Below are 25,427 nucleotides of genomic sequence, written 5' to 3' on the forward strand. Positions count from 1 at the left end.
GTCCAAGACCTGGTACCAAGAACCCGCGATTTAGTGCTAATTCTGATCGTTTAAACCGAACATGTTTTTGCCGCAAACCGGCAGAAAATTTAAGCGAGTGGCATTAGCATTAACGCGGGTCTCTCATTGCTGAAAAACCCACGTTAACTCGCTGATTAGCCTACCCGATGCTGCGCAAAGGCGGCCAACAGCTCACTGATAAATTTCAACCGTTGCGAGCGGTCAGTTAAATCCTGCATAAACTTCAGCTTGGTTGGCCCTTCCAGGCGGTATATCTGCGGCTGGCGCTGTAGTAGCCCAATCAGATAGACAGGATCGACTTTGTTCTTATCGCTAAACTCAATAAAACCACCGCGCTCATTGCCTTCAATTCGCTTGATACCCAATTTCTGTGCCTGCTGGCGTAACTCTGCTGTATTTAACAGGTAGCGCGCCGGATCGGGCAACTTGCCAAAACGATCGATTAACTCCACTTTTAACTCATCAAGTTCCGTCTCATTACGGGCACTGGCGATACGCTTATAGAATGAAAGCCGAACATTGACATCTGGAATGAAATCTTCCGGCAACAGCACTGGCATACGCAATTCAATTTCAGTTTGGTTGCTGGTCAAATCTTCCAGTGATGGCTCTCTGCCTTCTTTCAGGGCATCAACCGCGCTTTCCAGCAGCTCCATATAGAGCGAGAAGCCAATGGTGGTCATCTGGCCGCTTTGGTCTTCACCTAACAGTTCACCCGCGCCGCGAATCTCCAGATCATGGGTTGCCAGCGCAAAGCCAGCACCGAGATCTTCCAGTGAGGCAATCGCTTCCAGCCGCTTTTTAGCATCGGTGGTCATCGCTTTTGGATTTGGCGTTAGCAGGTAAGCATAAGCTTGATGATGTGAACGCCCAACCCGACCGCGCAATTGGTGTAACTGTGCCAGGCCAAAGTGATCCGCGCGCTCAATGATAATGGTATTGGCGCTAGGAATATCAATACCTGTTTCGATAATGGTGGTACAGACCAAAACGTTGAAGCGCTGATGATGGAAATCATTCATCACTCGCTCCAGATCCCGTTCACGCATCTGGCCGTGACCGATAGCAATGCGCGCCTCAGGAACCAGCTCTGCCAGACGTTGTGTGGCTTTCTCAATGTTTTCCACGTCGTTATACAGGTAATAAACCTGCCCACCGCGCAGAATCTCACGCAGAATGGCTTCACGAATGACCAGGCTATCGTACTCCCGCACAAAGGTTTTCACCGCCAGGCGACGCGCCGGTGGGGTAGCAATAATCGACAAGTCGCGCATGCCGCTCATCGCCATGTTCAACGTGCGTGGGATCGGCGTGGCTGTCAGGGTCAGAATATCCACATCGGCACGCATCGCTTTGATCCGCTCCTTATGACGAACACCGAAGCGATGTTCCTCATCGACAATCAGCAGGCCGAGATCTTGCCAGCGCAGGTCACTTTGCAGCAACTTATGGGTGCCGATAATGATATCGACTTTACCTTCAGCGGCTTGCTCCAGAATCACTTGCTGCTCTTTGGCACTGCGGAAGCGGGACATCATTTCTATCCTTACCGGCCAGGTGGCAAAGCGATCCCGGAAGTTATCGAAATGCTGTTGGGCAAGTAGCGTGGTGGGAACCAATACGGCTACTTGCTTATTATTGGCAACCGCAAGGAATGCCGCACGCATTGCCACTTCGGTTTTACCGAAGCCAACATCACCACATACCAGGCGATCCATCGCCAGCGGCCGACACATATCGCTGAGAACCGCGTTAATAGCCTGTTCCTGATCTGGTGTGGTTTCAAACGGGAAGCTTTGGCAGAATAACTGGTATTGCTCGCGGTCATGTTTGAATTTAAAGCCAGACTTGGCGGCGCGCTGGGCATAGATATCCAGCAGTTCAGCGGCCACATCTCGCACTTTCTCGGCTGCTTTTTGTCGCGCCCGACCCCAGGCTTCTCCGCCCAGTTTATGCAGTGGCGCATTTTCATCAGCACCGCCGGAATAACGGCTGATCAGATGCAAAGATGAGACTGGCACATACAACTTATCTTCACCGGCGTAGGTCAGTATCAGGTATTCAGCTTTGATGCCGCCAGCTTCGAGTGTGGTTAACCCCAGATAGCGGCCCACACCATGCTCCAGATGAACGACTGGCTGACCGGGGCGCAGCTCGGCCAGATTGCGAATGAGGGTATCGGTATTGATGGTGCGCCGATTATCCTGCCGACGGCGGCTGACGCGCTCGCCAAGTAGGTCACTTTCACAAATCAGCGCTAACTGTTTATCGGTATCGAGGAAGCCGCGTTCGCTGGCACCGATCATCAGATAATGGCTGGGAGCCGCCACTTGTGATAACGCTGTTATCAGGCTCGGGCTGATTTTTATCCGTGCCAGCAGGTCTTGCAGCGTTTCTCGCCGGCCTTCGCTTTCGACTGAAAACACGATGCTGCCACTGAATGTTTCGATAAAGCGGCGCAGGTTATCCAATGGCGCTTTTTGCTGCGCTTGCACGGACACATCAGGCAGTGGCTGATAGTGCAAATTGGTATTAGCGGCTTTAGTGGGCAGTGCATCCGTCTTGAACTGGAGCCGAGGCCATTTTTTCAGTTCATTGAACAGCGAATCAACCCGTAACCAGAGCGTATCGGGTGCCAGCAATGGGCGCATTGGGTCAACACGGCGGCTTTCAAAGCGCTGGTTCACATCTAACCAGAAACGCTCGGCGGAACCCTCCAGGTCACCGGTATTCACCAATAAGGTATTTTCAGGTAAATAGCTGAACAGTGAAGGCAACGGCTGGCTAAAGAACAAGGGTTGCCAATATTCGATACCGGCAGGCCAGATGCCTTTACTCACTTGTTGATAGATGTGTTCAGCGTCGCGGCGCACTTCAAATTGTTCACGCCATTGGCTGCGGAATAACTCGATTGCGGTTTTGTCTATCGGAAATTCATGGGCTGGCAGGAGGTTTATCTGCTCAACTTCGGACAGCGTGCGCTGCGAATCAACATCAAACACACGCAGACTGTCAATGTCATCATCAAAGAAATCAATTCGATACGGCTCTTCGCTACCCATAGGATACAAATCGAGCAATGCACCACGGGTTGCAAACTCACCATGTTCCATTACCTGATCAACACTGCGGTATCCTGCTTGCTCAAGTTGCGCCCGCAGCTTATCGCGCGATAGATGCTGGCCTTTTTTCATCACCAGCGCATGGCTGTGCAGGAATTCATGTGGGCATACGCGCTGCATCAGGGTATTAATCGGGAGAATAATAACACCGCGCTCCATCGCGGGCAGATGATACAAACATGAAAGGCGCGCTGAAATAATATCCTGATGCGGTGAGAAACTGTCGTAAGGCAGCGTTTCCCAATCGGATAGCGTGCTTACCGGGCGGAGTGAGAATTGTTGCACCTCATCACGCAGGCGCAGCGCCGTTTGCATGTCAGGGGTAATTAACATTACCGGGCCATCATGGCGCTCAATGATTTCTGCACATTCCACCGCGCAGGCTGAGCCGGTCAACTGGCCTAACTGACGGGTATCACCAGGCCGCTGCGGCAATGAATAACGATATTGTTGGGACATAAGCAGTTAAACAGTCTCTTAGTTTGTATCCCCGTCACCCGTTAAGAGGCAGGGGGGGTGGCTGCCCTTGCTCATCTCAGCCACTTAGTTATCTAAGCGACTGAGGTTCACCCTCTGGGCTAGCATAAATGCTGTTCAAATCGGTACCCTACCGATTTGTGACTCGGTTGCCGCCTACCGGCATCATAAAATAATTGGGGCCTGGTTAACCCATGTGCCGTTCAGCATCACAGTATCCGCACGGCAGACGACAAATTATCTCGGCGGCTATCCTAGCACGTGAGGGGGCATAGCCACAGACTGGGCGCTCTGATTTGGAATAAAAGCCAGAGATATATCCAATAGATCTCAAGGTGCAGGAAGGCGGCAAGCGAGAAAATCCCGATGAGCTTACTAAAGTAAGTGATTCGGGTAAACGAGCGCGGCCAACACACCTGTAACTTGAAATATGAAGGATATAGGCGGTTAATGGTTCCATAAAGGCGTAGTACCCTTTATTATCCTCGATCACTTTGCTTTAGCAACAGGATCTAAACAGATTTCATGTATCAACCTGTCGCACTATTTATTGGCCTGCGTTACATGCGCGGGCGTGCATCTGATCGCTTTGGTCGGTTCGTCTCATGGCTCTCTACCATTGGCATCACGCTCGGCGTGATGGCGCTGATCACGGTACTGTCGGTGATGAATGGTTTTGAGCGTGATTTGCAGAATAATATTTTGGGGCTGATGCCACAGGCGCTGATTACCACGCCACAAGGTTCTCTTGACCCGAATAAAATCCCCGCCTCAGCACTTAAATCGTTGGCTGGGGTTACCGATATTGTGCCGCTAACCACTGCGGATGTGGTATTGCAGAGTGCCCGTAATCTGGCGGCTGGTGTGATGCTGGGTGTTGATCCCGAGCGTCATGAACCACTGGCTGATTATTTGGTTAACGTGCACCTGAAAGATTTACAGCCGGGGAGTTACAATACTATCCTGGGCGAAAAACTGGCGGGCCAGTTAGGCGTTAAACGTGGTGAAACATTGCGTTTGATGGTCCCTAGCGCCAGTCAGTTCACACCAATGGGGCGTATTCCTAGCCAGCGGCTGTTTAATATCATTGGAACATTTGCCGCAGACAGTGAGGTTGATGGCTATCAAATGCTGGTTAATCAGCAGGATGCATCACGTCTGATGCGTTATCCGGCTGGCAATATTACTGGCTGGCGTCTATTCCTTTCACAACCTTTGTCCGTTGATAGCCTGAGCCAACAGGCGTTGCCTGAAGGCACGGTATGGAAAGATTGGCGGGAGCGTAAAGGCGAGTTGTTCCAGGCGGTGCGTATGGAAAAAAACATGATGGGGCTGCTACTTAGCCTGATTATTGCCGTCGCAGCCTTTAATATCATTACCTCGCTGGGCCTGTTAGTGATGGAGAAACAGGGTGAAGTGGCGATTTTGCAAACTCAAGGCCTGAGCCGCCGCCAAATCATGCTGGTCTTTATGGTGCAGGGGGCTACTGCCGGGGTAATTGGCGCATTGCTGGGGGCCGGGCTGGGTATTTTACTCGCCAGCCAATTAAACACTATCATCCCAATTCTCGGTTTATTGATCGATGGTGCCACCTTGCCAGTGGAGATTAACCCTGTACAGGTCACCGTGATTGCTCTGTTGGCGATGGCGATTGCTTTGTTGTCCACGCTTTATCCTTCCTGGCGCGCTGCCGCCGCACAACCTGCCGAGGCTTTACGCTATGAGTAACCATCCATTATTACAGTGTTTAGATCTGTGCAAGCGCTATCAGGAAGGGCAACTGCATACTGACGTATTGCGTAACGTGTCGTTCACTATCGAGTCTGGTGAACTGATGGCGATTGTCGGTAGCTCCGGTTCAGGTAAAAGTACCTTATTGCATCTGTTAGGGGGACTGGATTCCCCAACATCCGGTGAGGTCATTTATCAAGGCCGCTCACTGAATCAGCTCTCATCCAGCGCAAAAGCGGAATTACGTAACCGTGAGTTAGGTTTTATCTATCAGTTCCACCATTTACTGCCTGATTTTACCGCACTGGAAAATGTCGCAATGCCACTGTTAATCGGTGGGGCCAAACCCGCAGAGGCGCAGGATAAAGCCCGGGCGATGTTGACGGCCGTAGGGTTGGAAAAACGGAGCAAGCATCGGCCATCGGAGTTGTCTGGCGGTGAGCGTCAGCGGGTGGCGATTGCCCGTTCGCTGGTGAATAACCCGTCACTGGTTTTGGCGGATGAACCGACCGGTAACCTGGACCAACGTAATGCTGACAGCATCTTTAATCTGTTAGGTGAATTGAATGTCCGCCAGGGGACGGCATTTTTAGTGGTAACCCACGATTTGCAGTTAGCAAAACGTATGAGTCGCCAGTTGGAAATGCGCGACGGCCAGCTACAGCAACACTTGACACTGGTGGGGGCTGAGTAATGGGTGTGTCGCCACTTTCGCTTTTAATCGGCTTACGGTTTAGCCGTGGCCGCCGTCGTGGCGGTATGGTGTCATTAATTTCGGTGATATCTACCTTGGGTATCGCCTTGGGTGTCGCAGTGTTGATCGTGGGCCTAAGTGCGATGAATGGCTTCGAACGTGAGCTGAAAGATCGCATTTTGGCTGTGGTGCCACACGGTGAAATTGCGGTGGTTAATCAGCCGTTCAGTGGCTGGCCGCAAACCCTGCAACGCATTGAAAAAGTCCCCGGTATTGTGGCGGCTGCACCCTATATCAATTTCACTGGTCTGATTGAAAATGCCACACAACTGCGGGCGGTACAGGTCAAAGGTGTTGATCCGCAAGCTGAACAGCACCTTAGTGCATTGCCCAGTTTTGTTCTTGACCATGCTTGGGATAATTTCAAAGCGGGTCAGCAGCAGATTATTTTAGGTAAAGGTCTTGCTGACGCGTTAGGTGTGAAGCAGGGGTCATGGCTGACAGTGATGATTCCGAATAGCGATCCTGAAATGAAACTGCTGCAACCTAAGCGTATTCGCTTACAGGTAGCCGGTGTTTTTCAACTCAGTGGTCAGTTGGATCACAGTCTGGCACTGGTTCCTTTGGCTGATGCCCAACAATATTTGGATATGGGTGACAGTGTCACTGGTATAGCCATTAAGGTCAATGATGTATACAACGCGAATAAACTGGTGCGCAGCGCTGGCGAAGTGAGCAATGCGTATGTTTATATCAGCAGTTGGATTGGCACTTATGGCTATATGTATCGCGATATCCAGATGATTCGTACCATCATGTACTTGGCCATGGTGCTGGTGATCGGTGTTGCCAGCTTTAATATTGTGTCCACACTGGTTATGGCGGTTAAAGATAAAAGCAGCGATATTGCCGTGTTACGCACATTAGGGGCCAAAGACGGACTGATCCGCGCAATCTTTATCTGGTATGGCTTGCTGGCCGGGTTTATCGGCAGTATCAGCGGGGTGATAGTGGGGGTGATTGTCTCAATGCAATTGACCAACATTATCCGGGGGCTGGAACGGCTGATTGGTCATCAATTCTTGTCTGGCGATATCTATTTCATCGATTTCCTGCCGTCAGAATTGCACTGGTTTGATGTGGCTTGCGTATTAGCCACCGCATTGGTGCTGAGTTTGATTGCCAGTTGGTATCCTGCACGTCGTGCAAGCCGTATTGATCCTGCGCGAGTGTTAAGCGGGCAATAATTATCCCTGTTATATTTCAAGCCGCATGTGCGTTGGCCTGCTTTCGTTACTCGGCCCGTCCATGGGCCTCGCAGATAGAGGCCGTTGCAAGCAGTGTTCAACTCTGCTCCGGGCAGATTTGTCACCCCAGTCACTTGCTTTAGTAAGCGCCTGGGGACTAACTCAGTTGCCATTTTCCTACAGCTCGAATTATTTAGGGTATATAAGGACAATTCTATGTATTACGGTTTTGATATGGGCGGCACCAAGATTGAGTTAGGCGTTTTTGATGCCAATCTGCAACGAATCTGGCATAAGCGAGTCCCAACGCCCCGTGAAGATTATCCGCAGTTACTGCAAACTTTGCGTGATTTAACGCTGGAAGCTGATGCATATTGTGGTGTTAAAGGCAGTGTGGGTATTGGTATTCCCGGTTTACCCAATGCCGATGATGGCACCGTATTTACGGCCAATGTGCCATCTGCCATGGGGCAATCGTTGCAGGGTGATCTTTCCCGCCTGATTGAGCGTGAAGTTCGAATCGATAACGATGCTAACTGTTTTGCGCTGTCCGAAGCGTGGGATCCTGAATTTCGCACTTATCCAACAGTTCTGGGGTTAATTCTTGGCACGGGTGTGGGTGGTGGCCTGATTGTTAATGGCAGTATTGTTAGTGGGCGTAATCATATTACCGGCGAGTTCGGCCACTTTAGGTTACCGGTTGATGCGTTGGATATTTTAGGCGCAGATATTCCGCGCGTACCCTGTGGTTGCGGCCATAACGGCTGCATAGAGAACTATATTTCAGGGCGTGGTTTCGAATGGATGTATCAGCACTTCAACCAACAATCGCTGCCCGCAATTGAAATTATCGCCAACTATAATGCTGGTGAAGCCAAAGCTGTAGCTCATATTGAGCGTTTTATGGATGTGCTGGCGGTATGTTTGGGTAACCTATTGACGATGCTTGATCCACATCTGGTGGTCATCGGTGGTGGATTATCTAATTTTGATAATATTTATCAGGAACTACCGAAACGTTTGCCGCAGCATTTATTGCGAGTGGCTCGATTGCCACGCATTGAAAAAGCGCGTTATGGTGATGCGGGCGGCGTTCGTGGCGCTGCGTTTCTGCATTTGAGTGAGTAATAGCCGTCGCAAGCTATCTAGTTATTTCAAATAATATAGTTGTTTCAAACAATATAGTCGTAGCAAATAATAGAGTCGTCACAAACAATAACGATATCCAATATAGAGGCAAAAGTTATGCGTATTCGCCATCGGCTATGTCGGTTTCGCAAGAATAAGCATTTGCGGCATCAACGTTTTCGCTCCCGTATCTTCCATCGGGACAGTGCTGCTACAGCAGAAATGAAGAAACCGTTTGTGGTGGTGCTTACTGGTGCGGGGATTTCTGCTGAGTCAGGCATCCGTACTTTCCGTGCTGCAGATGGCTTATGGGAAGAGCATCAGGTGGAAGATGTTGCAACGCCTGAAGGGTATCGTCGCGACCCTGAGTTGGTTCAAGCTTTTTATAATGCCCGCCGCCGCCAGTTGCAGCAGCCAGAAATCGCACCCAATGCGGCGCATAAAGCGTTGGCAGATTTGGAAGCGGTGCTGGGTGATAACTTTGTTCTGATTACCCAGAATATTGATAATTTGCATGAAAGGGCGGGCAGTAAGCGTGTTATCCATATGCATGGTGAATTGCTGAAGGTGCGTTGCACGCAGTCTGGTCAGGTATTAGATTGGCCGGGGGATCTCTCGGCTGACGAGCGTTGTCACTGCTGCCAGTTCCCATCCCCTTTGCGGCCCCACATTGTGTGGTTTGGCGAGATGCCGATGGGTATGGATGATATCTATCAGGCGCTGGCTGACGCTGATTTCTTTATCTCGATAGGAACTTCAGGCCACGTCTATCCAGCGGCTGGGTTTGTCCATGAGTCACGTTTGCATGGTGCTCATACCGTTGAGTTGAATCTGGAACCCAGTCAGGTAGAAAGTCAGTTCGATGAAAAACATTATGGGCTTGCCAGTAAAGTAGTACCGGAATATGTGCGCGAGTTTTTGACCACTCGGGGTGAGAATCGCCAGGGTGGTAGCGGCAATTAGCCAAAATGGTGTATAAATAAACGATAGTCCCTGCGGGTTGATGAATAAATCACCCCGCAGGGTTTTAGCATCCCACCTTATTATTCTGGCTTAAGTTTGCCTAAAGCTGACTTGACGCAATATTTGATCATGATCACTTCCCCATAATGATATTCACTATTATGAGGGTGGGAACCATGGACAAATTACTCGACCGCTTTTTCAACTATGTCTCTTTTGATACACAAGCAAAAGCCAATGTAAAATCCGTGCCGAGCACTGAGGGGCAGCGCAAGCTTGCGCTGGCATTACAGCATGAGTTGCAGGCGCTGGGTTTTTCTCAGGTTACCTTGAGTGATCACAGTTGTGTAATGGCAACATTACCTGCAAATGTCTCTTGGCCGGTCCCCACTATTGGTTTTATTGCACATCTTGATACGTCACCTGATTTTTCGGGCAAAAATGTTAATCCGCAAATTGTGGAAAACTACCGTGGTGGGGATATTGCCTTGGGTATCGGAGACGAGGTGTTGTCACCGGTAATGTTTCCGGTGTTGCACCAGTTGCTCGGCCACACATTGATTACTACTGATGGTAAAACCTTGTTGGGAGCAGACGATAAAGCCGGTATCGCCGAGATTATTACCGCAATGGTGCGGTTAAAACACAGTAATGTGCCTCACGGGGATATCCGCATTGCATTCACTCCCGATGAAGAAGTTGGCAAAGGTGCACGTTTCTTTAATGTGGACGAGTTTGATGCTCAATGGGCTTATACCGTTGATGGTGGTGGTGTTGGCGAGTTAGAGTTTGAAAACTTTAATGCGGCGTCAGTAACGATCAAAATTGTCGGTAATAATGTCCACCCTGGCAGTGCCAAAGGGGTAATGGTTAATGCGTTATCATTGGCAACCCGTTTTCATCAGGAACTCCCTGCGGATGAAACCCCTGAATGCACTGAGGGTTACGATGGTTTTTATCATCTGCAAAGTATTAAAGGCACTGTCGAACGAGCAGAAATGCACTATATAGTACGCGATTTCAACCGTGATGGTTTTGAAGCTCGTAAGAAGAATATGGTAGATATTGCTAAGCGGGTTGGTAAAGGTTTACACCGTGACTGCTATATCGAAATTGTTATGGATGATAGCTATTACAATATGCGTGAACATATTGTTAAACACCCGCATATCATCGAACTGGCCCAGCAGGCGATGCGTGATTGTGATATCACACCTATTATGAAGCCGATACGGGGAGGCACTGATGGTGCACAATTATCCTTCCTCGGATTACCGTGCCCGAATATCTTTACCGGTGGTTATAATTATCATGGAAAACATGAGTTTATTACGCTGGAAGGGATGGAAAAAGCGGTCGCGGTCATCATGCGGATTTCTGAACTAACCGCAGCACGGGCTAAAGCATCATAAGTTGACTAGCCATTAGCTCAACAACCTATCGAAAACGCCCCGTAAATGGGGCGTTTTTGTATCTCTATTCACGGATATTAGTCGTTGAAATACCAATAACCGCTGTTAACCAGTTCTGCTAGCAGTGCCAGGAAGACCGGGTCTTCCAGTGCATCACCAAGTTGTTGAGCATCCACACTGAAATGTTGACACAAAGCATTGGCAGCACTCAAATGTGGCGTATCAATCAGTTCACCGTTAACAAAGCAGCTATCACCAATACGCAGGGCGCGCAGGCCAGTAAGGCGCTGCAATGGCTCACCTTGCTGTAGCAAATCATAGATCTCACTGGCCTGATAAGGTGGTTCAGGCGGTGCAACATCCAGTTCATGCCGTGATTGAGAGGTAAACTCACCAAACCAGTTTTGGAAATGCTCAGGTTGCTGGAGTAAATCCAACATCATTGCCTGCAGTTTATCCACCTCGTGTGGCAAAATATCTGCCGGCTGGTCACGCAGTTGCAAATCAGGATCACTGTAGCGGTAACTCCCCAATTCACGCGAAAGGATATAGTCGGCAAAACCACTGACTAATTCACGGCCATTTGGTGCGCGGAAACCAACAGAGTAATTCAATGCATTTTCAAGTGCATAGCCTTCATGGGGGAAACCCGGTGGAATGTAAAGAATATCGCCCGGTTCCATTTCCTCATCAATGATGGCGTCGAAGGGATCGACTTGCAGTAAGTCAGGGTGTGGGCAATGCTGCTTCATTTCAGTTTTTTCACCCACTCGCCAGCGGCGGCGGCCAGTACCCTGAATGATAAAGACATCATATTGATCAAAGTGCGGGCCTACGCCGCCACCCGGAACTGAGAAAGAGACCATCAAATCATCCATACGCCAATCAGATAGCTGACGGAAGGGTCGCATTAATGCAGCAGCAGGTTCATGCCAATGGTCAACAGCTTGCACCAGCAGCGACCAATTATTTTCACCCAGGTGATCAAAACTCTCAAACGGGCCGTGACTCACTTGCCAACGCCCCTCTTCATGGCTTACCAAGCGGCTGTCGACTTCATTTTCCATGGCTAGCCCGGCAAGTTCATCCGGCGAAAGCGGGTCTATAAAGTTTTTAAAACCGCGTTTGAGGATAACGGGGCGTTTCTGCCAGTAACGTTGCAGAAAATCAGGCCAATCGAGGCAGAGTTGGTAATCCATATTTATTCCAGAATAGGAGGGAATTTGCTTGTGATTATAACGGAAGCCGGCCTTTAGTATCAGGGGTTGGCAGGCAAATTTTGTTAATCATCGTGATAATCATGTTGCTGGCCAAAAGTTACCATCATTTTGGCTCCACCTAACGGGCTTTCAGTGATGGAAATATCACCTTGGTACTGTTCAATAATTTCGGCGGCTACTGACAACCCTAACCCTTGTCCTGGACGTAAAGTATCAACGCGCTGCCCGCGCTGAAAAATCAGCGACCGCTTGCTTTCAGGAATACCTGGGCCATCATCATCAACCACGATCGTTAGTTGTTTTTCAGAGTGCAGAGCAGTAATTTCAACAAATTCAAGACAATACTTGCAAGCGTTATCCAGCACGTTGCCCATCACTTCCATAAAGTCATTTTTGTCACCAAGGAAGGTGACTTCAGGTGAGATATCCAGCGTCAGTACCACCCCTTTACGCTGATAAACTTTATTCAGTGCGCTGCACAAGCTGTCTAACAGCGCCGGTACCGAGTGAATCTCTCGAACCAGTACATTCTGTTCGGAACGCATACTGGCACGGTGCAGGTAATAGCCAATTTGCTGAGAGATACGGCTTATCTGCTCTAGCATAATAGGCTCGACTTCCTCGATGGTTGTCTGCTTGCCGGTACGTAAAGAACGCAGTGTAGTTTGTAATACTGCCAGCGGAGTTTTAAGGCTGTGGGTGAGGTCAGATAAGGTAGTGCGGTACTTGGTATAACGCTGACGCTCATTGGTGAGCAAAATATTGAGGTTTCGAACCAAACTTTGTAATTCACGCGGTGGATTTTCATCCAGTTGCTCGCGTTCACCTTTTTCCAACTGACTGATCTGACTGACCAGAGCTTTAATTGGCCGCAGACTCCAGTAAGCCGCCAGCCATAGTAAAGGAACCACTAATAGCAAATTAGCCAGTAACACATAGCTAAACCAATTCCACACCAAATCAGAGCGTTGTAACTCCTGTGGAATGGTGTCTACTACCACAATAGTTAATTGTGGCAAGCGGGAGGTCGCCGGATAAGTATTGACGGAGATTGAATGGGTTAGGGCGCTGTTATCCGTATCGTCGTATTTTTTGAGTTGGTCTTGGGCTTTGGGGTTATCACCTAACATCATACTACTGATGTGGGTTCCAGTATCCAACTCATAGAAGCCCGGTTTTTGTAACCAGCTTTTTTCAATATGGGATTCAAGCTCAGGCACATGACGCTGACGCCACAGAATATTGCCGTCTTTGTCGTAAATCAGAACCAACGTAGGGATGTTCAGTTCAAGTTCAGGGGGGACCGAAATACTGAGTTTATTATCATGCCACTGAGCCAAACTAAAAAATAAGTTACTTTCACCGCGATGGGCGCTGAAGGTATTTTTATCAAAGCTGACAATATAACCAACTACAGCAACCATACCATAGGATAACGACAGCGCTAAAATGACACCTGCTGTCGCCATAAGAAAACGCGCACGAAGTGAGAACGGTTTGCTATTTTTCCTGAGCATTGTGTCTAGCTGGCGTCAAAACGGTATCCCTGACCTCGGATGGTCGTAATCACTTCGCCTTCATGTTCTGCCAGTAGCTTTTTACGCAAACGGCCCATTAATACATCAATGGTGTGGCTCTCACGTAGTTCTGCATCAGGGTAGAGTTGCAGCATGAGCGTATCTTTGCTGACCACTTTACCGGCATTACGAATAAGGGTTTCGATGATAGTGTATTCAAAGGCCGTCAGTTTAATCTGTTGCTGGTTAACACACAACTCTCGACGCGAAAGGTCAATCTGAAATGGAGGGAATTCAATTACCTGAGAAGCTAAGCCAATATTGCGGCGCATCAACGCCTGCATCCGTGCGATGACTTCTTCGAGATGAAAGGGCTTAGTCACGTAATCGTCGGCACCCGCTTCCAGCACGGCAACTTTATCTTGCCAGCTTTCCCTTGCTGTGAGCACCAGAATAGGCAGATTTGTTTGATGACTGCGCCAGCGACGAATAAGACTTAAGCCATCTTCCCCTGGAAGGCCGAGATCAATAATCGCGATATCCGGGGCATGCTCTTGCAAGAAATAGTCCGCCTCTTTAGCATCTTCCGCTGCATCAACTTGATGGCCCATTTCACGCATTTGCACCGTAAGATGGTGACGCAATAAAGCATTATCTTCCACAACCAGAACCCGCATACCACATTCCTCAATAAGACTTGCCGGGTAATGCAATATTACCCGGCAAGTAAACAATTAAAACCAACTACTTAGAAGTTATAACGTAAACCTGTTTGCATGGCTTGATCACTTACTTTCCAGTTATGGTAGGTGTAACCTACTTCCGCTGCAAGGTTCTGCGTCAAGGCGTAGCTTGTCGTAATTCGTGCTTCATGGAATGCACGGTGGTCATAGTTCGCCAGGCGATACGCAACATCCATACCGATATTTTGCGTGAGTTTGCTCTTAATACCTATTTCACCGGTAGCGCTATTGTAGGTGTTGGTTTTTTCACCGTTTTTGCTGGCATCAAATGTCATGGCATGGCTGCTGCCGCCCACTAAGCTATAAAAATCGATATTAGGTGAAAAAGCAAAGTGGTACCCCAAACCGAGTACTGCTTCCGCGAGACCACGATCGTTATTGACAATACTGTTCAGGCGGGCATCAATAAAGAGATCATTCTCAAATCCATAGCCACCATTGAGATAAATGCCAGCCATATTGCGACTACCGACATGGCTGTACTTTTTTTGGTCAAACTGTTTATCAAAACGGGCATTGTTGCTGATTGCACCGTATTGCAAGCCACCCGCGACATAAGTGTAATCACCCGCGATTGCGGCTGTACAGGTACCCATCAGGGCGAGAGATAATAAGGTTTGCTTCAACATATGATAATAGCTCCTGCAATTGTAACGTCCTTTTGACATTGCAGGTATTATCGATGATAGCGACTAAACCATTGCTAAACAGGCGGGAGTACACGGGAAAATAAGAAAAATCAGGGGATAATACAGGTGGCATTGGGTTACCACCTGTATTAGGGATTAAAATATTACTTTAATTCATCGACCATAGTGGCCGCCCGGCCAATATAATTAGCAGGCGTCATTGCTTTCAAGCGGATTTTTTCTTCTTCCGGTAAGGCAAGTCCATCGATAAATGCCTGCATACCTGCGGCATCCACACGCTTGCCACGGGTAAGTTCTTTTAGTTTTTCATAAGGTTTTTCAATGCCATAACGGCGCATTACGGTTTGGATTGGCTCAGCCAGAACTTCCCAGTTGTGATCAAGCTCATCCCGTAGGTGCGCTTCGTTGACTTCCAACTTGCTAATGCCTTTCATCGTCGCCTGATAGGCGATCAACGCATAGCCCAAACCGACACCTAAATTGCGGAGCACGGTGGAGTCAGTCAGGTCACGTTGCCAGCGGGAAACGGGCAGTTTACTGGCCAAATGCCCGAGCACCGCATTGGACAGGCCCAGATTGCCTTCGGAGTTTTCGAAATCAATTGGGTTCACTTTATGTGGCATCGTGCTTGAACCAATTTCACCGGCGATGGTTTTTTGTTTGAAATGATTTAGGGCAACGTAACCCCAAATATCACGGTCAAAATCGATCAGAATAGTATTAAAACGGGCAACGCAATCAAACAGTTCAGCAATGTAGTCATGAGGTTCAATTTGCGTGGTGTATGGGTTCCAGTTGATCCCCAGCGACGTGACAAAACTTTCGCTGAACTGATGCCAGTCAACTTCAGGATAAGCAACGATGTGAGCATTATAGTTACCTACTGCACCGTTGATTTTACCCAGAATTTCTACTTGTGACAGTTGACGGAACTGGCGCTCCATACGGTAAGCGACGTTAGCCAGTTCTTTACCGATGGTTGAAGGTGTGGCTGGCTGACCATGGGTACGGGACAGCAGTGGCAAATCACGGTACTGGTGGGCTAGCGCTTTAATTGAGTCAATAATCTGCCGCCACATTGGCAATACCACGTCCTGACGGGCGGTTTGCAACATTAAGGCATGGGATAAGTTATTGATATCTTCAGAAGTACAAGCAAAGTGAATAAATTCTGACACGGCGTGCAACGCCGGAACACTCTCTACTTTTTCTTTCAGAAAATACTCAACAGCTTTCACATCATGATTCGTCGTGCGTTCAATGGTTTTGATGCGTTGTGCATCTTGTTCGTTGAACTCTTGCACGATCTTGTCAAGGTAAGCGTTTGCGTCGGCATCAAAAGCCGGAACTTCTTTGATCTCTGTGCAGGCGGCCAGTTTTTGCAGCCAACGAACTTCGACCTGCACGCGGAATTTCAGCAAACCGAATTCGCTAAAGATTGGGCGCAGTGCGCTGACTTTGTCGCCGTAGCGACCATCAATAGGTGAAACGGCGGTCAGTGAGGATAATTCCATCGGTGGCAACTCCAATTACTTTGGTATGGTTCAATTATGAGCAAGAATACTCTGTGCCTGTTTAAAGAGACGATTTCGTGAAAACATTAACTGCAAGCGGCTTCCACCGACTTGTTGCCAAAGCACGGCTGAGCGAATACCCGCCAGCAAGGCGGCACGAACTTTTGCCTGCACCAGTGTGCTTTGTAGAATTGCAGGTGAACCGACCACTTGAATCCGTGGGCCGAGTGGGCTGATAACATCAGTATAAATCGATGCCAGCGAACTCATCATCGTTTCCGATTCAAGATCGAAATGCACCAATTGGCGATCAAGCTGACTGATTCGATCACCCAATGTATTCATGGCGGATTTATTGGCATTGAGCTTGCGCTCTAGCACCATCAGGCTCAGGGTGTAGCGGGTTAATTCTGCTGCTGGCCCCTGACGATTGGCGTTTAAAACACTTTGCAGGGTCTCTAATCCCATTTTCAGCGATTGTTCATTACCGCCGTACACCGCAATTGTTGACGGCGGGTCAGTCTGTAGTAGCCCGCCCAAGAGGGTATTCAATGCATCATTATCGCACTGGCCTTCATGAGCCAGTTGCTGAACCACGCGAGCGGACTGGCAGATCCCTGCCAGTGCCAGCGTAATATCATAATAATTCTTCGCCACGGTCACTCCTGTAAACGTTCGGGGTCATTACTAGGCTGATTTAGTTTGTTACCGCATCAGTCAGTGGATAACGCTCTTCAATGATACCGCCGCCGAGGCAGACTTCACCTTGATAGAATACAGCGGACTGCCCCGGTGTTACTGCGGCAACCGGGTTATCGAACCTGACCTCGACACGCTCATTATCCAGCGGGGTGACGGTGCAGGGAATATCCTGCTGACGGTAGCGTGTTTTCACCACACACCGAAAAGCGGCGGTGATCGGTTGACGGTCAACCCAGTGCAATTGTTGGGCTATCAGACCCACTGACATTAACCGGGGATGTTCATGTCCTTGCGCCACGAGCAAGATGTTATTAGCGACATCTTTATCTACCACATACCATGGGTCATCACCGCCATCTTTGGTGCCACCGATACCCAGCCCTTTACGTTGCCCTAAGGTGTGATACATCAACCCCTGATGCTCGCCCATATGCTGACCGTCAACCGTCATGATAGGGCCGGGTTGTGCGGGCAGATAGCGCCCCAGAAAATCACGGAATTTGCGCTCACCAATAAAGCAGATACCGGTAGAGTCTTTTTTCTTGGCGGTGACCAGCTCAAGTTGTTCGGCGATACGGCGAACTTCGGGTTTCTCCAATTCTCCGACCGGGAACAGGCTTTGGGCCAGTTGTTCGTGGCTTAATGTATAGAGGAAGTAACTTTGATCTTTATTGCCATCCAGACCGCGTAATAAACGGCTTTTGCCATCAACATCTTGGCGGCGAACATAGTGGCCAGTGGCAATATAATCGGCGCCTAAGTCTTCAGCAGCAAACTCAAGGAAGGCTTTAAACTTGATCTCTTTATTACACAGAATATCAGGGTTAGGTGTGCGCCCGGCTTTATATTCTTCCAGGAACAATTCAAACACGTTATCCCAATATTCTGCGGCAAAATTGACGGTGTGCAACTCCATGCCCAGTTTGTCGCATACTGCTTGCGCATCGGCCAAATCGGTCGCTGCGGAACAATATTCTTCGCCATCATCCTCTTCCCAGTTCTTCATGAACAAACCGGCAACTTGGTAACCCTGTTGCTGGAGCAGGTAGGCGGAAACGGAAGAGTCGACACCGCCGGACATACCGACGATTACTTTTTTCTGGCTATTATCTGACATGGGAGTCTCACTAACGTAAATACCTAAGCCTCTGATAGAGGGCCGGCCGGATAACACTATCCGAACACTTTGCCGCCACAGGCAAGGCATTATAAAAACAAGCGCCGGATTTTATCACGTTGACCGCTTGGCTGCATTCTAGATTCGCGCTCTTGACGAAATTACCTGAGTAAATCAAATCTACCTTTTATAAAGGCCAGTTAAAGGAGCCAACCAGATCAAGTGAATAACGTTCTGGCTGTTGGTAACAGCGGATACTTTCGGCCACTAGCGGTGAACGTAAATTGGCTGATTGCAGTATTTCATCAGCAGAGAGCCACAGACAGCAGTCAATGTCACTGTCATGAGGATGGGTGGGTAAGGGGGCCAGCAGCTCAATAACAAAAGCGAAGCGTAAGAATGGCGTTTTGTCCGGTGCTATCCATTGATGCATTCGCAGAAAAGATTGCGGTGTGGCGCGGATCCCTGTCTCCTCCCACAGTTCTCTCTCTGCGGCTTGCAGCAGGGTTTCATCGGCTTCCAAATGCCCAGCCGGTTGATTCCATAATTTTTTGCCATTAATCGTCTCTTCGACAACTAAAAATTTCCCTTGAGCGTGTACAACACAAGCGACAGTTACATGGGGCTTAAACATCGTGAATCTCCTTCCATTCGCCGGGCTGTAGGTCGGCAAGGCTTAAGTTTCCTACACTAAACCGTATCAGACGTAGAGTAGGGAAGCCAATATGGGCCGTCATTCTGCGTACTTGTCGATTCCGACCTTCGTAAAGTGTGATCTGTAGCCAACGGGTAGGAATATTTTTGCGCTCTCTGATGGGGGGAACTCGCGGCCACAGCCACTCAGGTTCGCTAACTAACTCGGCCCCTGCGGGTAAGGTCGGACCATCTTTTAAGACAACGCCGTGCCGTAGCTTATCGAGTGCATCGTCTTCTGGCACGCCTTCTACTTGTACAAAATAGATTTTACCTGTTTTTGCTGTCGGTTGGGTGAGTTTGGCTTGTAACTTGCCATCATTGGTTAATACCAGTAAACCTTCACTGTCGCGATCGAGCCTGCCAGCGGCATAAACATCGTTAAAAGGAATAAATTCCTTTAATGTTCTGCGGCCAGATTCATCAGTAAATTGTGGTAATACATCGAAAGGTTTGTTGAATAACAGTACCCTCCGAGGGCCTACCGGCTTTACTTGTTTGGCCTGTATCTTGGTGCTGAATCGGTTAACTTTGTGATTTTTAACAGAGAATTTATTCATGATTATTGCGATTCCGAATGATTAGCGCATTATACCTTAATCCGTTTCGGATTGGCGTGGGACGAATATTCAAGTAGTATTGACACGAATCTTACAAGGCATTAACAAAATTGCGCTGAAGGAGAAGGTTGATGGAAAGCAAAGTAGTTGTTCCGGCAGAAGGTAAGAAAATTACTGTCGATGCTCAGGGTAAACTGGTTGTTCCGCATAATCCGATCATTCCATTTATTGAAGGTGACGGTATTGGCGTTGATGTGACCCCAGCCATGATCCACGTGGTAGATGCCGCGGTTAAGAAAGCCTATAAAGGCGAGCGTAAAATCTCCTGGATGGAAATCTACACCGGTGAGAAGTCAACGCATGTTTATGGCAAAGATGTTTGGTTGCCAGAAGAAACATTGGATCTGATTCGTGAGTACCGTGTTGCAATTAAAGGCCCGTTAACTACCCCCGTCGGCGGCGGTATTCGTTCTTTGAACGTTGCTTTGCGCCAACAACTTGATCTGTATGTGTGTCTGCGTCCGGTGCGTTATTACGAAGGTACTCCAAGCCCGGTAAAACACCCTGAATTGACCAACATGGTAATTTTCCGCGAAAATGCTGAAGATATCTATGCTGGTATCGAATGGAAAGCCGGTTCACCAGAAGCTGAAAAGGTGATTAAGTTCCTGCGCGAAGAAATGGGTGTGAAGAAAATCCGTTTCCCTGAACAATGCGGTATTGGTATCAAACCTTGTTCAGAAGAAGGGACTAAACGCTTGGTTCGTGCGGCAATTGAATATGCAATTACCAACGACCGTGAATCAGTTACTTTGGTTCATAAAGGCAACATTATGAAATTCACCGAAGGCGCATTTAAAGACTGGGGTTACCAGTTAGCGCGCGAGGAATTTGGTGGTGAGCTGATCGATGGCGGCCCTTGGGTTAAAATCAAGAACCCGAATAACGGCAAAGAGATCATCATCAAAGATGTGATTGCTGATGCCTTCCTGCAACAAATTCTGCTGCGCCCTGCTGAATATGATGTTATTGCCTGTATGAACCTGAACGGTGATTATATCTCTGACGCCTTGGCTGCACAGGTTGGCGGTATCGGTATTGCTCCGGGTGCCAACATTGGTGATGATTGTGCGTTGTTCGAAGCCACTCACGGCACCGCGCCAAAATATGCCGGTCAGGATAAAGTGAACCCAGGCTCTATCATTCTGTCCGCAGAAATGATGTTGCGTCATATGGGTTGGTTCGAAGCCGCAGACCTGATTATCAAAGGCACCGAAGGCGCAATTCAGGCCAAGACCGTGACTTATGATTTCGAACGTCTGATGGAAGGCGCTAAACTGCGTAAATGTAGCGAGTTTGGTCAAGACATCATCGACAATATGTAAGTTGTTGAGCAGAACAAAACCTTGCGGGAGTTTAAGCGACTGTGAGGTTTTTTTTTATCTCAATAAAGCGCAAGGATGCTTGTTTAACGCGCAGCCAGTACAACTGCTCTCTTATATTTGTTATTAATTTGTTATTCCTACCTTATTCTTACGGTAGGAATAGATGAAGAAAATAATTGACTGATTATGGTAACTCTTTATCCTTTATCGCAAGTCATTTGACATATCTATGTTATTTAATTCTATTGAACGTATTTAGATATTGAACATCAGATATTAAAAATTTATTTTCTCTCTTAAAACAGAGGTTTACATTGTGACAAAGGATGTAGAAATTGTTAAGGCACGGCATCCACTAGATAAGCAGCATATCAAACTGACTTATGTGACTCATTTTTACTGTAATCAGGGGAATATGGATTCTGTTGAATCTTTGTTGAAAGAGTATGAATCTTACCCAGATGATATTAAAGATGCAGTGGAGTTTGTCATTGTAGATGATTGCTCGCCATTAGAGTATGACGTAAAAGATTATGATTTGAATTTCACGTGGTTAAGAATAACGACGGATATTCAGTGGAATCAGGCGGGCTCTCGGAATCTGGGTGTGACATATGCGAAGTCAGATAAGATTATCATTACTGATTTAGATTGCTTGCTGCCCGCAGACACCCTGCGTTATTTGGTGAATGCCCGTAACCCCGGCCGCTCCTTATATCGTATCTACCGCACTGATGAAAAAACAGGTAAAGCCTATCGTGGTCACCCCAACTTGTTCTTCATGTCCAGAGCGCGATTCTTTAGGCTGTATGGTTATGATGAAGAGTTCGCCGGCCATTATGGCTCGGAAGATTATCGGTTTGTGAAGTTCCATAAAGATCATGGTAGCACCCCACGTTATCTGCCTAAGCAGTATCGATGCATTGAGCGCAATGTGGATAGGAAAAAGAGTTACCATTCTCTGGATCGTGATTTGACCCACAACGCACCAATTGATGACCGGAAGAAGAGTGAAATTGCACGATTTGGTGCAGAATATGGCCATAGCCGAATATTTCTTAACTTTAACTGGGAAATTAAAAAAGTGCATTCACGTGTGCCGACGGTGCCTGAACGCAAGTTGTGGTGGCGACCATTATGGTGGTTCCGTTACTTGTTTAGATCACTGGCAGCATAAACGGCACTCGCCACAAAATATCGCCATAGCCAGCGGTTTCCTATGGTAGGTTATGGCGTAAATTGGGGCTGCTGTCCTTTACGAAAAGGTGCCTGATAGCCTCAACTGATTATCAATTCGAAGTGAGTGACTTATGATTTCTCCGGCTTCTACTTCTTTGCCCGGCTCAGCGCCAGTGCATCGATATGTTGGCATGTTTTCCTGTGCTACGGCATTTCTGTTAGGTATTGGTCTACCCACTTCTAATTTCATAATGAATTTGTCGATGGTGTTAGCTGTCATCTGTTTGCTGCTGAACCGCGATACTCGCTATGTGAAAACGTTGGCAAAGAATCCGTTGATTTGGTTGCCTGCAATCATGTTTATGCTACTGGCAGTATCATTGCTCTGGCAGCATAACTTGTACGGCAAAGTGATGGTCAGCAAGTATTCCAAATTACTGTATATCTTGCCGTTAGCAATGTTCTTTATGCTGTCCCGTTCACTGGCTGGTTATTTTGCCAAAGGTTTTTTACTGGCAAATGCTGTTATTCTGGCAGCAAGTCTGTGGGTTGGTCTTCTCCATCTGCCGTTGGGGCATATTGATCCACTGAATCCCTCTGTGTTTAAACTGCAAATTACGCATAATTTCTTTATGGCACTGGCCGCCGTTATCTGGCTTGCTCTGGCTTTTAGAAGCCAAGGATGGAAGCGTTGGGGTTATGGTCTGTTGGTGTGTTTGGCTATCTATAACATTGTGTTTATGGTGCAAGGCCGCACCGGCTATGTTGCATTGGCCGCGGCATTTGGCCTGTGGGGGTTACTGTCACTGTCAATCCGCCAGCGCTTGGCGATGGCCGTTTGCGCATTTATCGTTGCGGCCATTGTACTTATGGTGCCTAACCGGGCGGTAGATCGGTTGCAGCAGGGCGTGACTGAGGTTAAAACCTGTCTGGCCGTCTCGAATGGTGATGCTAATGTTTCCTGTGATAGCTCGATGGGGCTACGTACCGCATTTATGCTCGCCTCAGTGAAGTTGATTGAGGATGCGCCTGTCCTGGGCCATGGTGCTGGGGGGTTTTGGTATCCGAATCCGCAAATTGGTTATAGCATCAATCCGCATAATGAATATCTGATGCAGACGGTTCAGTCGGGTTTAGTCGGTTTAGCCTTATTCCTGGGGTGGATGTGGTGTTATTTCCGCTCGGCATGGCGTTTATCTGCTCAGGTTAGAAATGTGCTGATTGCGTTACTTGGTGCCTATTTGGCTTGCCACCTGTTTAATTCCTTCTTACTTGACTCTTCGGAAGGGCATCTGTTTATTATTCTTACTGCGATTGTTGCCAGTTATTCAGTTCTGCCACCGAAAGAGCAGAATAAAATCAGTAACCGATGACGTTGGCTGTGAAATAAATAGGATAGGTGCCCGATGTGGCACCTATTTTTTTATCTATCCATTCAGGTGTTTCCGAGGCTGAAACAATGCATAAATTTTGGGATACCTCTTTCAAACCCAATAATTAGAAAAATGCATAAAAAAGCCCTCGATGACGAGGGCTACAGACTAACGGTTGGCTTTATCATCAGCCTCATCGATCAGACCATTGGCTATCTTGTTGGCATCAAGACAACGCGCTGAGTGCAGGATACCGTTAAGTGTTTCTCGGACACTGGACAGGAACTGATCGTTATCTGACTCATTAGCACATTCAACCATTAACGCGACAAGCAAAGCCTCATGGGCGATCAAGTGATTTTCACCAGGTAAGTTTGCATCAGTTTCACCTTTGTGAGCGCGGACAGATGTTTGATTAAGTGATGACATAAAACTCCTTATTTAATCATTGAGTAACCACCTGACTACTATAGCGGGGTTTTTATTTATTGCTATCGTATGAAAAATACAGATGAAATTTATCCACCTGTATAGTGAGATTGGCCAAATTAGATAGGGCCTAATGATTTATTGACCAAAGTCGACATCACATGCTTGATAAAACGCATTGCCTGAATCTGCAACAATCCATGCCAGAATAATGACGTGATGGCCTTTTTTACCTTTAGGTAAATGAACATTATGCTCGATTTTAGCCACTAACTTATCGTTATTCGAGTAATAAGGAACATAAGGATAGATATCCTCATAAAACGGTGTTGCCTCTAATTGAGCACGTGTAATACGTTCTGCTGGGTTCCAATCATCTTTGGTAATAAACCAACGATAACCACGAGTAACATGAGCAACAGTGTAGGCCCAATATATATCAAGGTCACTGCCTGGGTTAACCATGATAGTTGGCCAGGTAAAGTTATCATTAGGGTGACCGATAGACCGTAGCTTGTGTTGCATTTCTTTATCGGTGAAATTCACCACTTCTCGATTACCGCGGTGACCACCACTGAGAATAAGGCCATCAGGAGGTGGTGGGTTGCTCCAACTATCCATTTCGTAAGGAGGGGGGAAAGAACCACCTGTCAAATCAGGGAAGTTTTTTCCTCCTTCCATTTCGTTATTTTCCCATTCAGCAATCAATCCTAAATCAGTTGCTACCAATCCTCGTGTTTGAGGGGCGGTGACTCGGCCGTGCCGCAGTTGTAATTTATTGTTACTCATGATTTCTACCTCTATAGTTAAGTGTTTATGCAACAACAGATAAAAATTAATTAGTAATACTGCTGTCTGATACTTTATAAATAACCTTATTTTACTGTTTATTTAATTATCAAACTTATTACCCGTTTATTTTTGATAAATATCATTGCTACCAAATCTGGTGCGCTACAATATTATATTTTTGTGGGGAATTATCGCTGAATATATTTTTTGTGTTTAATGTTTTTATAAGTATGTGGTGCAATAATTCCTTTATCAAATCCTTTAATTGTTACTCGATGAGTGAAATATGTGTATCTTCACTGTTACTACCGTTAGCATCATTACAAAATTTGTTTAAGACATTGATTTAACAATATCTTTATTATAATAATTTTTTAGGTGATGGATTGATTGTCATCCCGCGATGGGACGTTGTAGTTATGTTTATTTATTAAAGCGAAATGATACTCAGCCTTCTGGCGACGTTGAACGCGGCAGTATTATGGCTACTGGGTATATTATATTGTGCTGAAAATAAAGGATTATATCTGAGATGTCAGGCCAATAGCCTTAAGTCACGGCGGGTCATCTCTTATCTGAAATTAGCGGTGACTATCTTACGACACTCTCCGATAATTTTAATGTGAACAGCTCTGGATACTATTCTTAAACACCTCCGCCAAAAGCTACCGAAGCAGGGTGTTAGTGTATCAATGCTGACATTGTCGCGAGGCTTCTATTTATTGCGATGACAGATGCTTAAATAGCAACTGTCCCTA

21 protein-coding genes and 1 pseudogene are annotated in these 25,427 nt (G+C 47.4%); 10 read left to right on the forward strand and 12 right to left on the reverse strand.

The annotated features are described in order from the left end of the window. Nucleotides 1-155: 155 nt before the first annotated feature. A complete protein-coding gene (gene mfd / locus A6J67_RS12730; protein ID WP_050297367.1) occupies nt 156-3,602 on the reverse strand; it encodes a transcription-repair coupling factor in 3,447 nt (1,148 codons plus the stop codon). Nucleotides 3,603-4,145: 543 nt separating this feature from the next. Between mfd and lolC the strand changes: the two genes are divergently transcribed. From lolC to pepT, 6 genes are all read left to right on the forward strand, one after another. Then, nucleotides 4,146-5,348, forward strand: a complete 1,203-nt coding sequence (gene lolC, locus A6J67_RS12735) for a lipoprotein-releasing ABC transporter permease subunit LolC (RefSeq protein ID WP_005183149.1) — start codon at nt 4,146-4,148, stop codon at nt 5,346-5,348. After that, entirely contained in the window at nt 5,341-6,045 is a 705-nt protein-coding gene (lolD, locus tag A6J67_RS12740) for a lipoprotein-releasing ABC transporter ATP-binding protein LolD (RefSeq protein WP_032905855.1), read from the forward strand. Before lolC ends, lolD begins: the two co-directional genes overlap by 8 nt. Next, entirely contained in the window at nt 6,045-7,292 is a 1,248-nt protein-coding gene (gene lolE / locus A6J67_RS12745) for a lipoprotein-releasing ABC transporter permease subunit LolE (protein ID WP_042569975.1), read from the forward strand. Before lolD ends, lolE begins: the two co-directional genes overlap by 1 nt. 216 nt (nt 7,293-7,508) lie before the next feature. Beyond that, the gene (gene nagK / locus A6J67_RS12755) at nt 7,509-8,420 is read left to right on the forward strand and encodes an N-acetylglucosamine kinase (protein WP_050297368.1); all 912 of its coding nucleotides are present in this window, start codon (nt 7,509-7,511) and stop codon (nt 8,418-8,420) included. Between the two features lie 117 nt (nt 8,421-8,537). Continuing rightward, nucleotides 8,538-9,383: a Sir2 family NAD+-dependent deacetylase gene (cobB, locus tag A6J67_RS12760; RefSeq protein ID WP_042569974.1), complete on the forward strand. Its 846-nt coding sequence runs from the start codon at nt 8,538-8,540 to the stop codon at nt 9,381-9,383. Nucleotides 9,384-9,559: 176 nt separating this feature from the next. Continuing rightward, nucleotides 9,560-10,795 (forward strand): peptidase T, encoded by a 1,236-nt coding sequence (gene pepT, locus A6J67_RS12765; protein ID WP_005183119.1) that lies wholly within the window; start codon nt 9,560-9,562, stop codon nt 10,793-10,795. A gap of 77 nt (nt 10,796-10,872) precedes the next feature. Here pepT and A6J67_RS12770 read toward each other — a convergent pair whose 3' ends face one another. The 9 genes from A6J67_RS12770 to rluE all read right to left on the reverse strand — a co-directional run bounded on the left by A6J67_RS12770 (nt 10,873) and on the right by rluE (nt 19,511). After that, on the reverse strand, nt 10,873-11,994 hold the full coding sequence (locus A6J67_RS12770; RefSeq protein WP_042569973.1) for a cupin domain-containing protein: 1,122 nt from the start codon (nt 11,992-11,994) through the stop codon (nt 10,873-10,875). Between the two features lie 83 nt (nt 11,995-12,077). Further along, nucleotides 12,078-13,532 (reverse strand): two-component system sensor histidine kinase PhoQ, encoded by a 1,455-nt coding sequence (gene phoQ / locus A6J67_RS12775; protein ID WP_005183115.1) that lies wholly within the window; start codon nt 13,530-13,532, stop codon nt 12,078-12,080. A 5-nt stretch (nt 13,533-13,537) separates the two neighbouring features. Beyond that, entirely contained in the window at nt 13,538-14,209 is a 672-nt protein-coding gene (phoP, locus tag A6J67_RS12780; protein ID WP_042569971.1) for a two-component system response regulator PhoP, read from the reverse strand. Nucleotides 14,210-14,280: 71 nt separating this feature from the next. Continuing rightward, nucleotides 14,281-14,904, reverse strand: coding sequence for an outer membrane beta-barrel protein (locus A6J67_RS12785; protein WP_050074490.1), 624 nt, complete (start codon nt 14,902-14,904; stop codon nt 14,281-14,283). Between the two features lie 164 nt (nt 14,905-15,068). Then, the gene (gene purB, locus A6J67_RS12790; RefSeq protein WP_032905850.1) at nt 15,069-16,439 is read right to left on the reverse strand and encodes an adenylosuccinate lyase; all 1,371 of its coding nucleotides are present in this window, start codon (nt 16,437-16,439) and stop codon (nt 15,069-15,071) included. A 30-nt stretch (nt 16,440-16,469) separates the two neighbouring features. Next, entirely contained in the window at nt 16,470-17,096 is a 627-nt protein-coding gene (hflD, locus tag A6J67_RS12795; RefSeq protein WP_032905848.1) for a high frequency lysogenization protein HflD, read from the reverse strand. Nucleotides 17,097-17,136: 40 nt separating this feature from the next. Beyond that, nucleotides 17,137-18,258, reverse strand: coding sequence for a tRNA 2-thiouridine(34) synthase MnmA (gene mnmA / locus A6J67_RS12800; protein ID WP_005183104.1), 1,122 nt, complete (start codon nt 18,256-18,258; stop codon nt 17,137-17,139). A 187-nt stretch (nt 18,259-18,445) separates the two neighbouring features. Next, the gene (locus tag A6J67_RS12805) at nt 18,446-18,892 is read right to left on the reverse strand and encodes an NUDIX hydrolase (protein ID WP_032905845.1); all 447 of its coding nucleotides are present in this window, start codon (nt 18,890-18,892) and stop codon (nt 18,446-18,448) included. Continuing rightward, the gene (gene rluE / locus A6J67_RS12810) at nt 18,885-19,511 is read right to left on the reverse strand and encodes a 23S rRNA pseudouridine(2457) synthase RluE (RefSeq protein ID WP_042569969.1); all 627 of its coding nucleotides are present in this window, start codon (nt 19,509-19,511) and stop codon (nt 18,885-18,887) included. The genes A6J67_RS12805 and rluE overlap by 8 nt, the downstream gene beginning before the upstream one ends. A gap of 131 nt (nt 19,512-19,642) precedes the next feature. Between rluE and icd the strand changes: the two genes are divergently transcribed. The 3 genes from icd to A6J67_RS12825 all read left to right on the forward strand — a co-directional run bounded on the left by icd (nt 19,643) and on the right by A6J67_RS12825 (nt 23,448). Beyond that, a complete protein-coding gene (icd, locus tag A6J67_RS12815) occupies nt 19,643-20,896 on the forward strand; it encodes an NADP-dependent isocitrate dehydrogenase (protein WP_042569968.1) in 1,254 nt (417 codons plus the stop codon). A gap of 316 nt (nt 20,897-21,212) precedes the next feature. Then, a complete protein-coding gene (locus A6J67_RS12820; RefSeq protein WP_005183100.1) occupies nt 21,213-22,073 on the forward strand; it encodes a glycosyltransferase family A protein in 861 nt (286 codons plus the stop codon). 133 nt (nt 22,074-22,206) lie between these two features. Beyond that, the gene (locus tag A6J67_RS12825) at nt 22,207-23,448 is read left to right on the forward strand and encodes an O-antigen ligase family protein (protein WP_042569967.1); all 1,242 of its coding nucleotides are present in this window, start codon (nt 22,207-22,209) and stop codon (nt 23,446-23,448) included. A 168-nt stretch (nt 23,449-23,616) separates the two neighbouring features. Here the strand turns inward: A6J67_RS12825 and A6J67_RS12830 are convergent, their stop codons facing one another. Together A6J67_RS12830 and A6J67_RS12835 are read right to left on the reverse strand one after the other, a co-directional pair. Continuing rightward, a complete protein-coding gene (locus A6J67_RS12830; protein ID WP_005183098.1) occupies nt 23,617-23,877 on the reverse strand; it encodes a hypothetical protein in 261 nt (86 codons plus the stop codon). Nucleotides 23,878-24,015: 138 nt separating this feature from the next. Next, nucleotides 24,016-24,666 carry a lytic polysaccharide monooxygenase auxiliary activity family 9 protein gene (locus A6J67_RS12835; RefSeq protein WP_005183097.1) on the reverse strand — a complete coding sequence of 217 codons (651 nt, stop codon included), beginning with the start codon at nt 24,664-24,666 and terminating at the stop codon, nt 24,016-24,018. A 443-nt stretch (nt 24,667-25,109) separates the two neighbouring features. Here A6J67_RS12835 and A6J67_RS23680 point away from each other — a divergent pair. Next, nucleotides 25,110-25,368: pseudogene (locus A6J67_RS23680) on the forward strand (IS4/IS5 family transposase); the annotation flags it as partial. Nucleotides 25,369-25,427: the final 59 nt, after the last annotated feature.

This window comes from Yersinia sp. FDAARGOS_228 (assembly GCF_002073315.2).
GTDB lineage: Bacteria > Pseudomonadota > Gammaproteobacteria > Enterobacterales > Enterobacteriaceae > Yersinia > Yersinia intermedia.

Bases quoted from the DNA above. Each gene is read 5' to 3' on its own strand.
- purB (WP_032905850.1), bottom strand. From the start codon at position 16,439: ATGGAATTATCCTCACTGACCGCCGTTTCACCTATTGATGGTCGCTAC.
- mnmA (WP_005183104.1), bottom strand. From the start codon at position 18,258: ATGTCAGATAATAGCCAGAAAAAAGTAATCGTCGGTATGTCCGGCGGT.
- nagK (WP_050297368.1), top strand. From the start codon at position 7,509: ATGTATTACGGTTTTGATATGGGCGGCACCAAGATTGAGTTAGGCGTT.
- pepT (WP_005183119.1), top strand. From the start codon at position 9,560: ATGGACAAATTACTCGACCGCTTTTTCAACTATGTCTCTTTTGATACA.
- A6J67_RS12805 (WP_032905845.1), bottom strand. From the start codon at position 18,892: ATGTTTAAGCCCCATGTAACTGTCGCTTGTGTTGTACACGCTCAAGGG.
- rluE (WP_042569969.1), bottom strand. From the start codon at position 19,511: ATGAATAAATTCTCTGTTAAAAATCACAAAGTTAACCGATTCAGCACC.
- icd (WP_042569968.1), top strand. From the start codon at position 19,643: ATGGAAAGCAAAGTAGTTGTTCCGGCAGAAGGTAAGAAAATTACTGTC.
- A6J67_RS12770 (WP_042569973.1), bottom strand. From the start codon at position 11,994: ATGGATTACCAACTCTGCCTCGATTGGCCTGATTTTCTGCAACGTTAC.
- A6J67_RS12830 (WP_005183098.1), bottom strand. From the start codon at position 23,877: ATGTCATCACTTAATCAAACATCTGTCCGCGCTCACAAAGGTGAAACT.
- lolE (WP_042569975.1), top strand. From the start codon at position 6,045: ATGGGTGTGTCGCCACTTTCGCTTTTAATCGGCTTACGGTTTAGCCGT.
- phoQ (WP_005183115.1), bottom strand. From the start codon at position 13,532: ATGCTCAGGAAAAATAGCAAACCGTTCTCACTTCGTGCGCGTTTTCTT.
- cobB (WP_042569974.1), top strand. From the start codon at position 8,538: ATGCGTATTCGCCATCGGCTATGTCGGTTTCGCAAGAATAAGCATTTG.
- A6J67_RS12825 (WP_042569967.1), top strand. From the start codon at position 22,207: ATGATTTCTCCGGCTTCTACTTCTTTGCCCGGCTCAGCGCCAGTGCAT.
- A6J67_RS12835 (WP_005183097.1), bottom strand. From the start codon at position 24,666: ATGAGTAACAATAAATTACAACTGCGGCACGGCCGAGTCACCGCCCCT.
- lolD (WP_032905855.1), top strand. From the start codon at position 5,341: ATGAGTAACCATCCATTATTACAGTGTTTAGATCTGTGCAAGCGCTAT.
- A6J67_RS12785 (WP_050074490.1), bottom strand. From the start codon at position 14,904: ATGTTGAAGCAAACCTTATTATCTCTCGCCCTGATGGGTACCTGTACA.
- phoP (WP_042569971.1), bottom strand. From the start codon at position 14,209: ATGCGGGTTCTGGTTGTGGAAGATAATGCTTTATTGCGTCACCATCTT.
- mfd (WP_050297367.1), bottom strand. From the start codon at position 3,602: ATGTCCCAACAATATCGTTATTCATTGCCGCAGCGGCCTGGTGATACC.
- lolC (WP_005183149.1), top strand. From the start codon at position 4,146: ATGTATCAACCTGTCGCACTATTTATTGGCCTGCGTTACATGCGCGGG.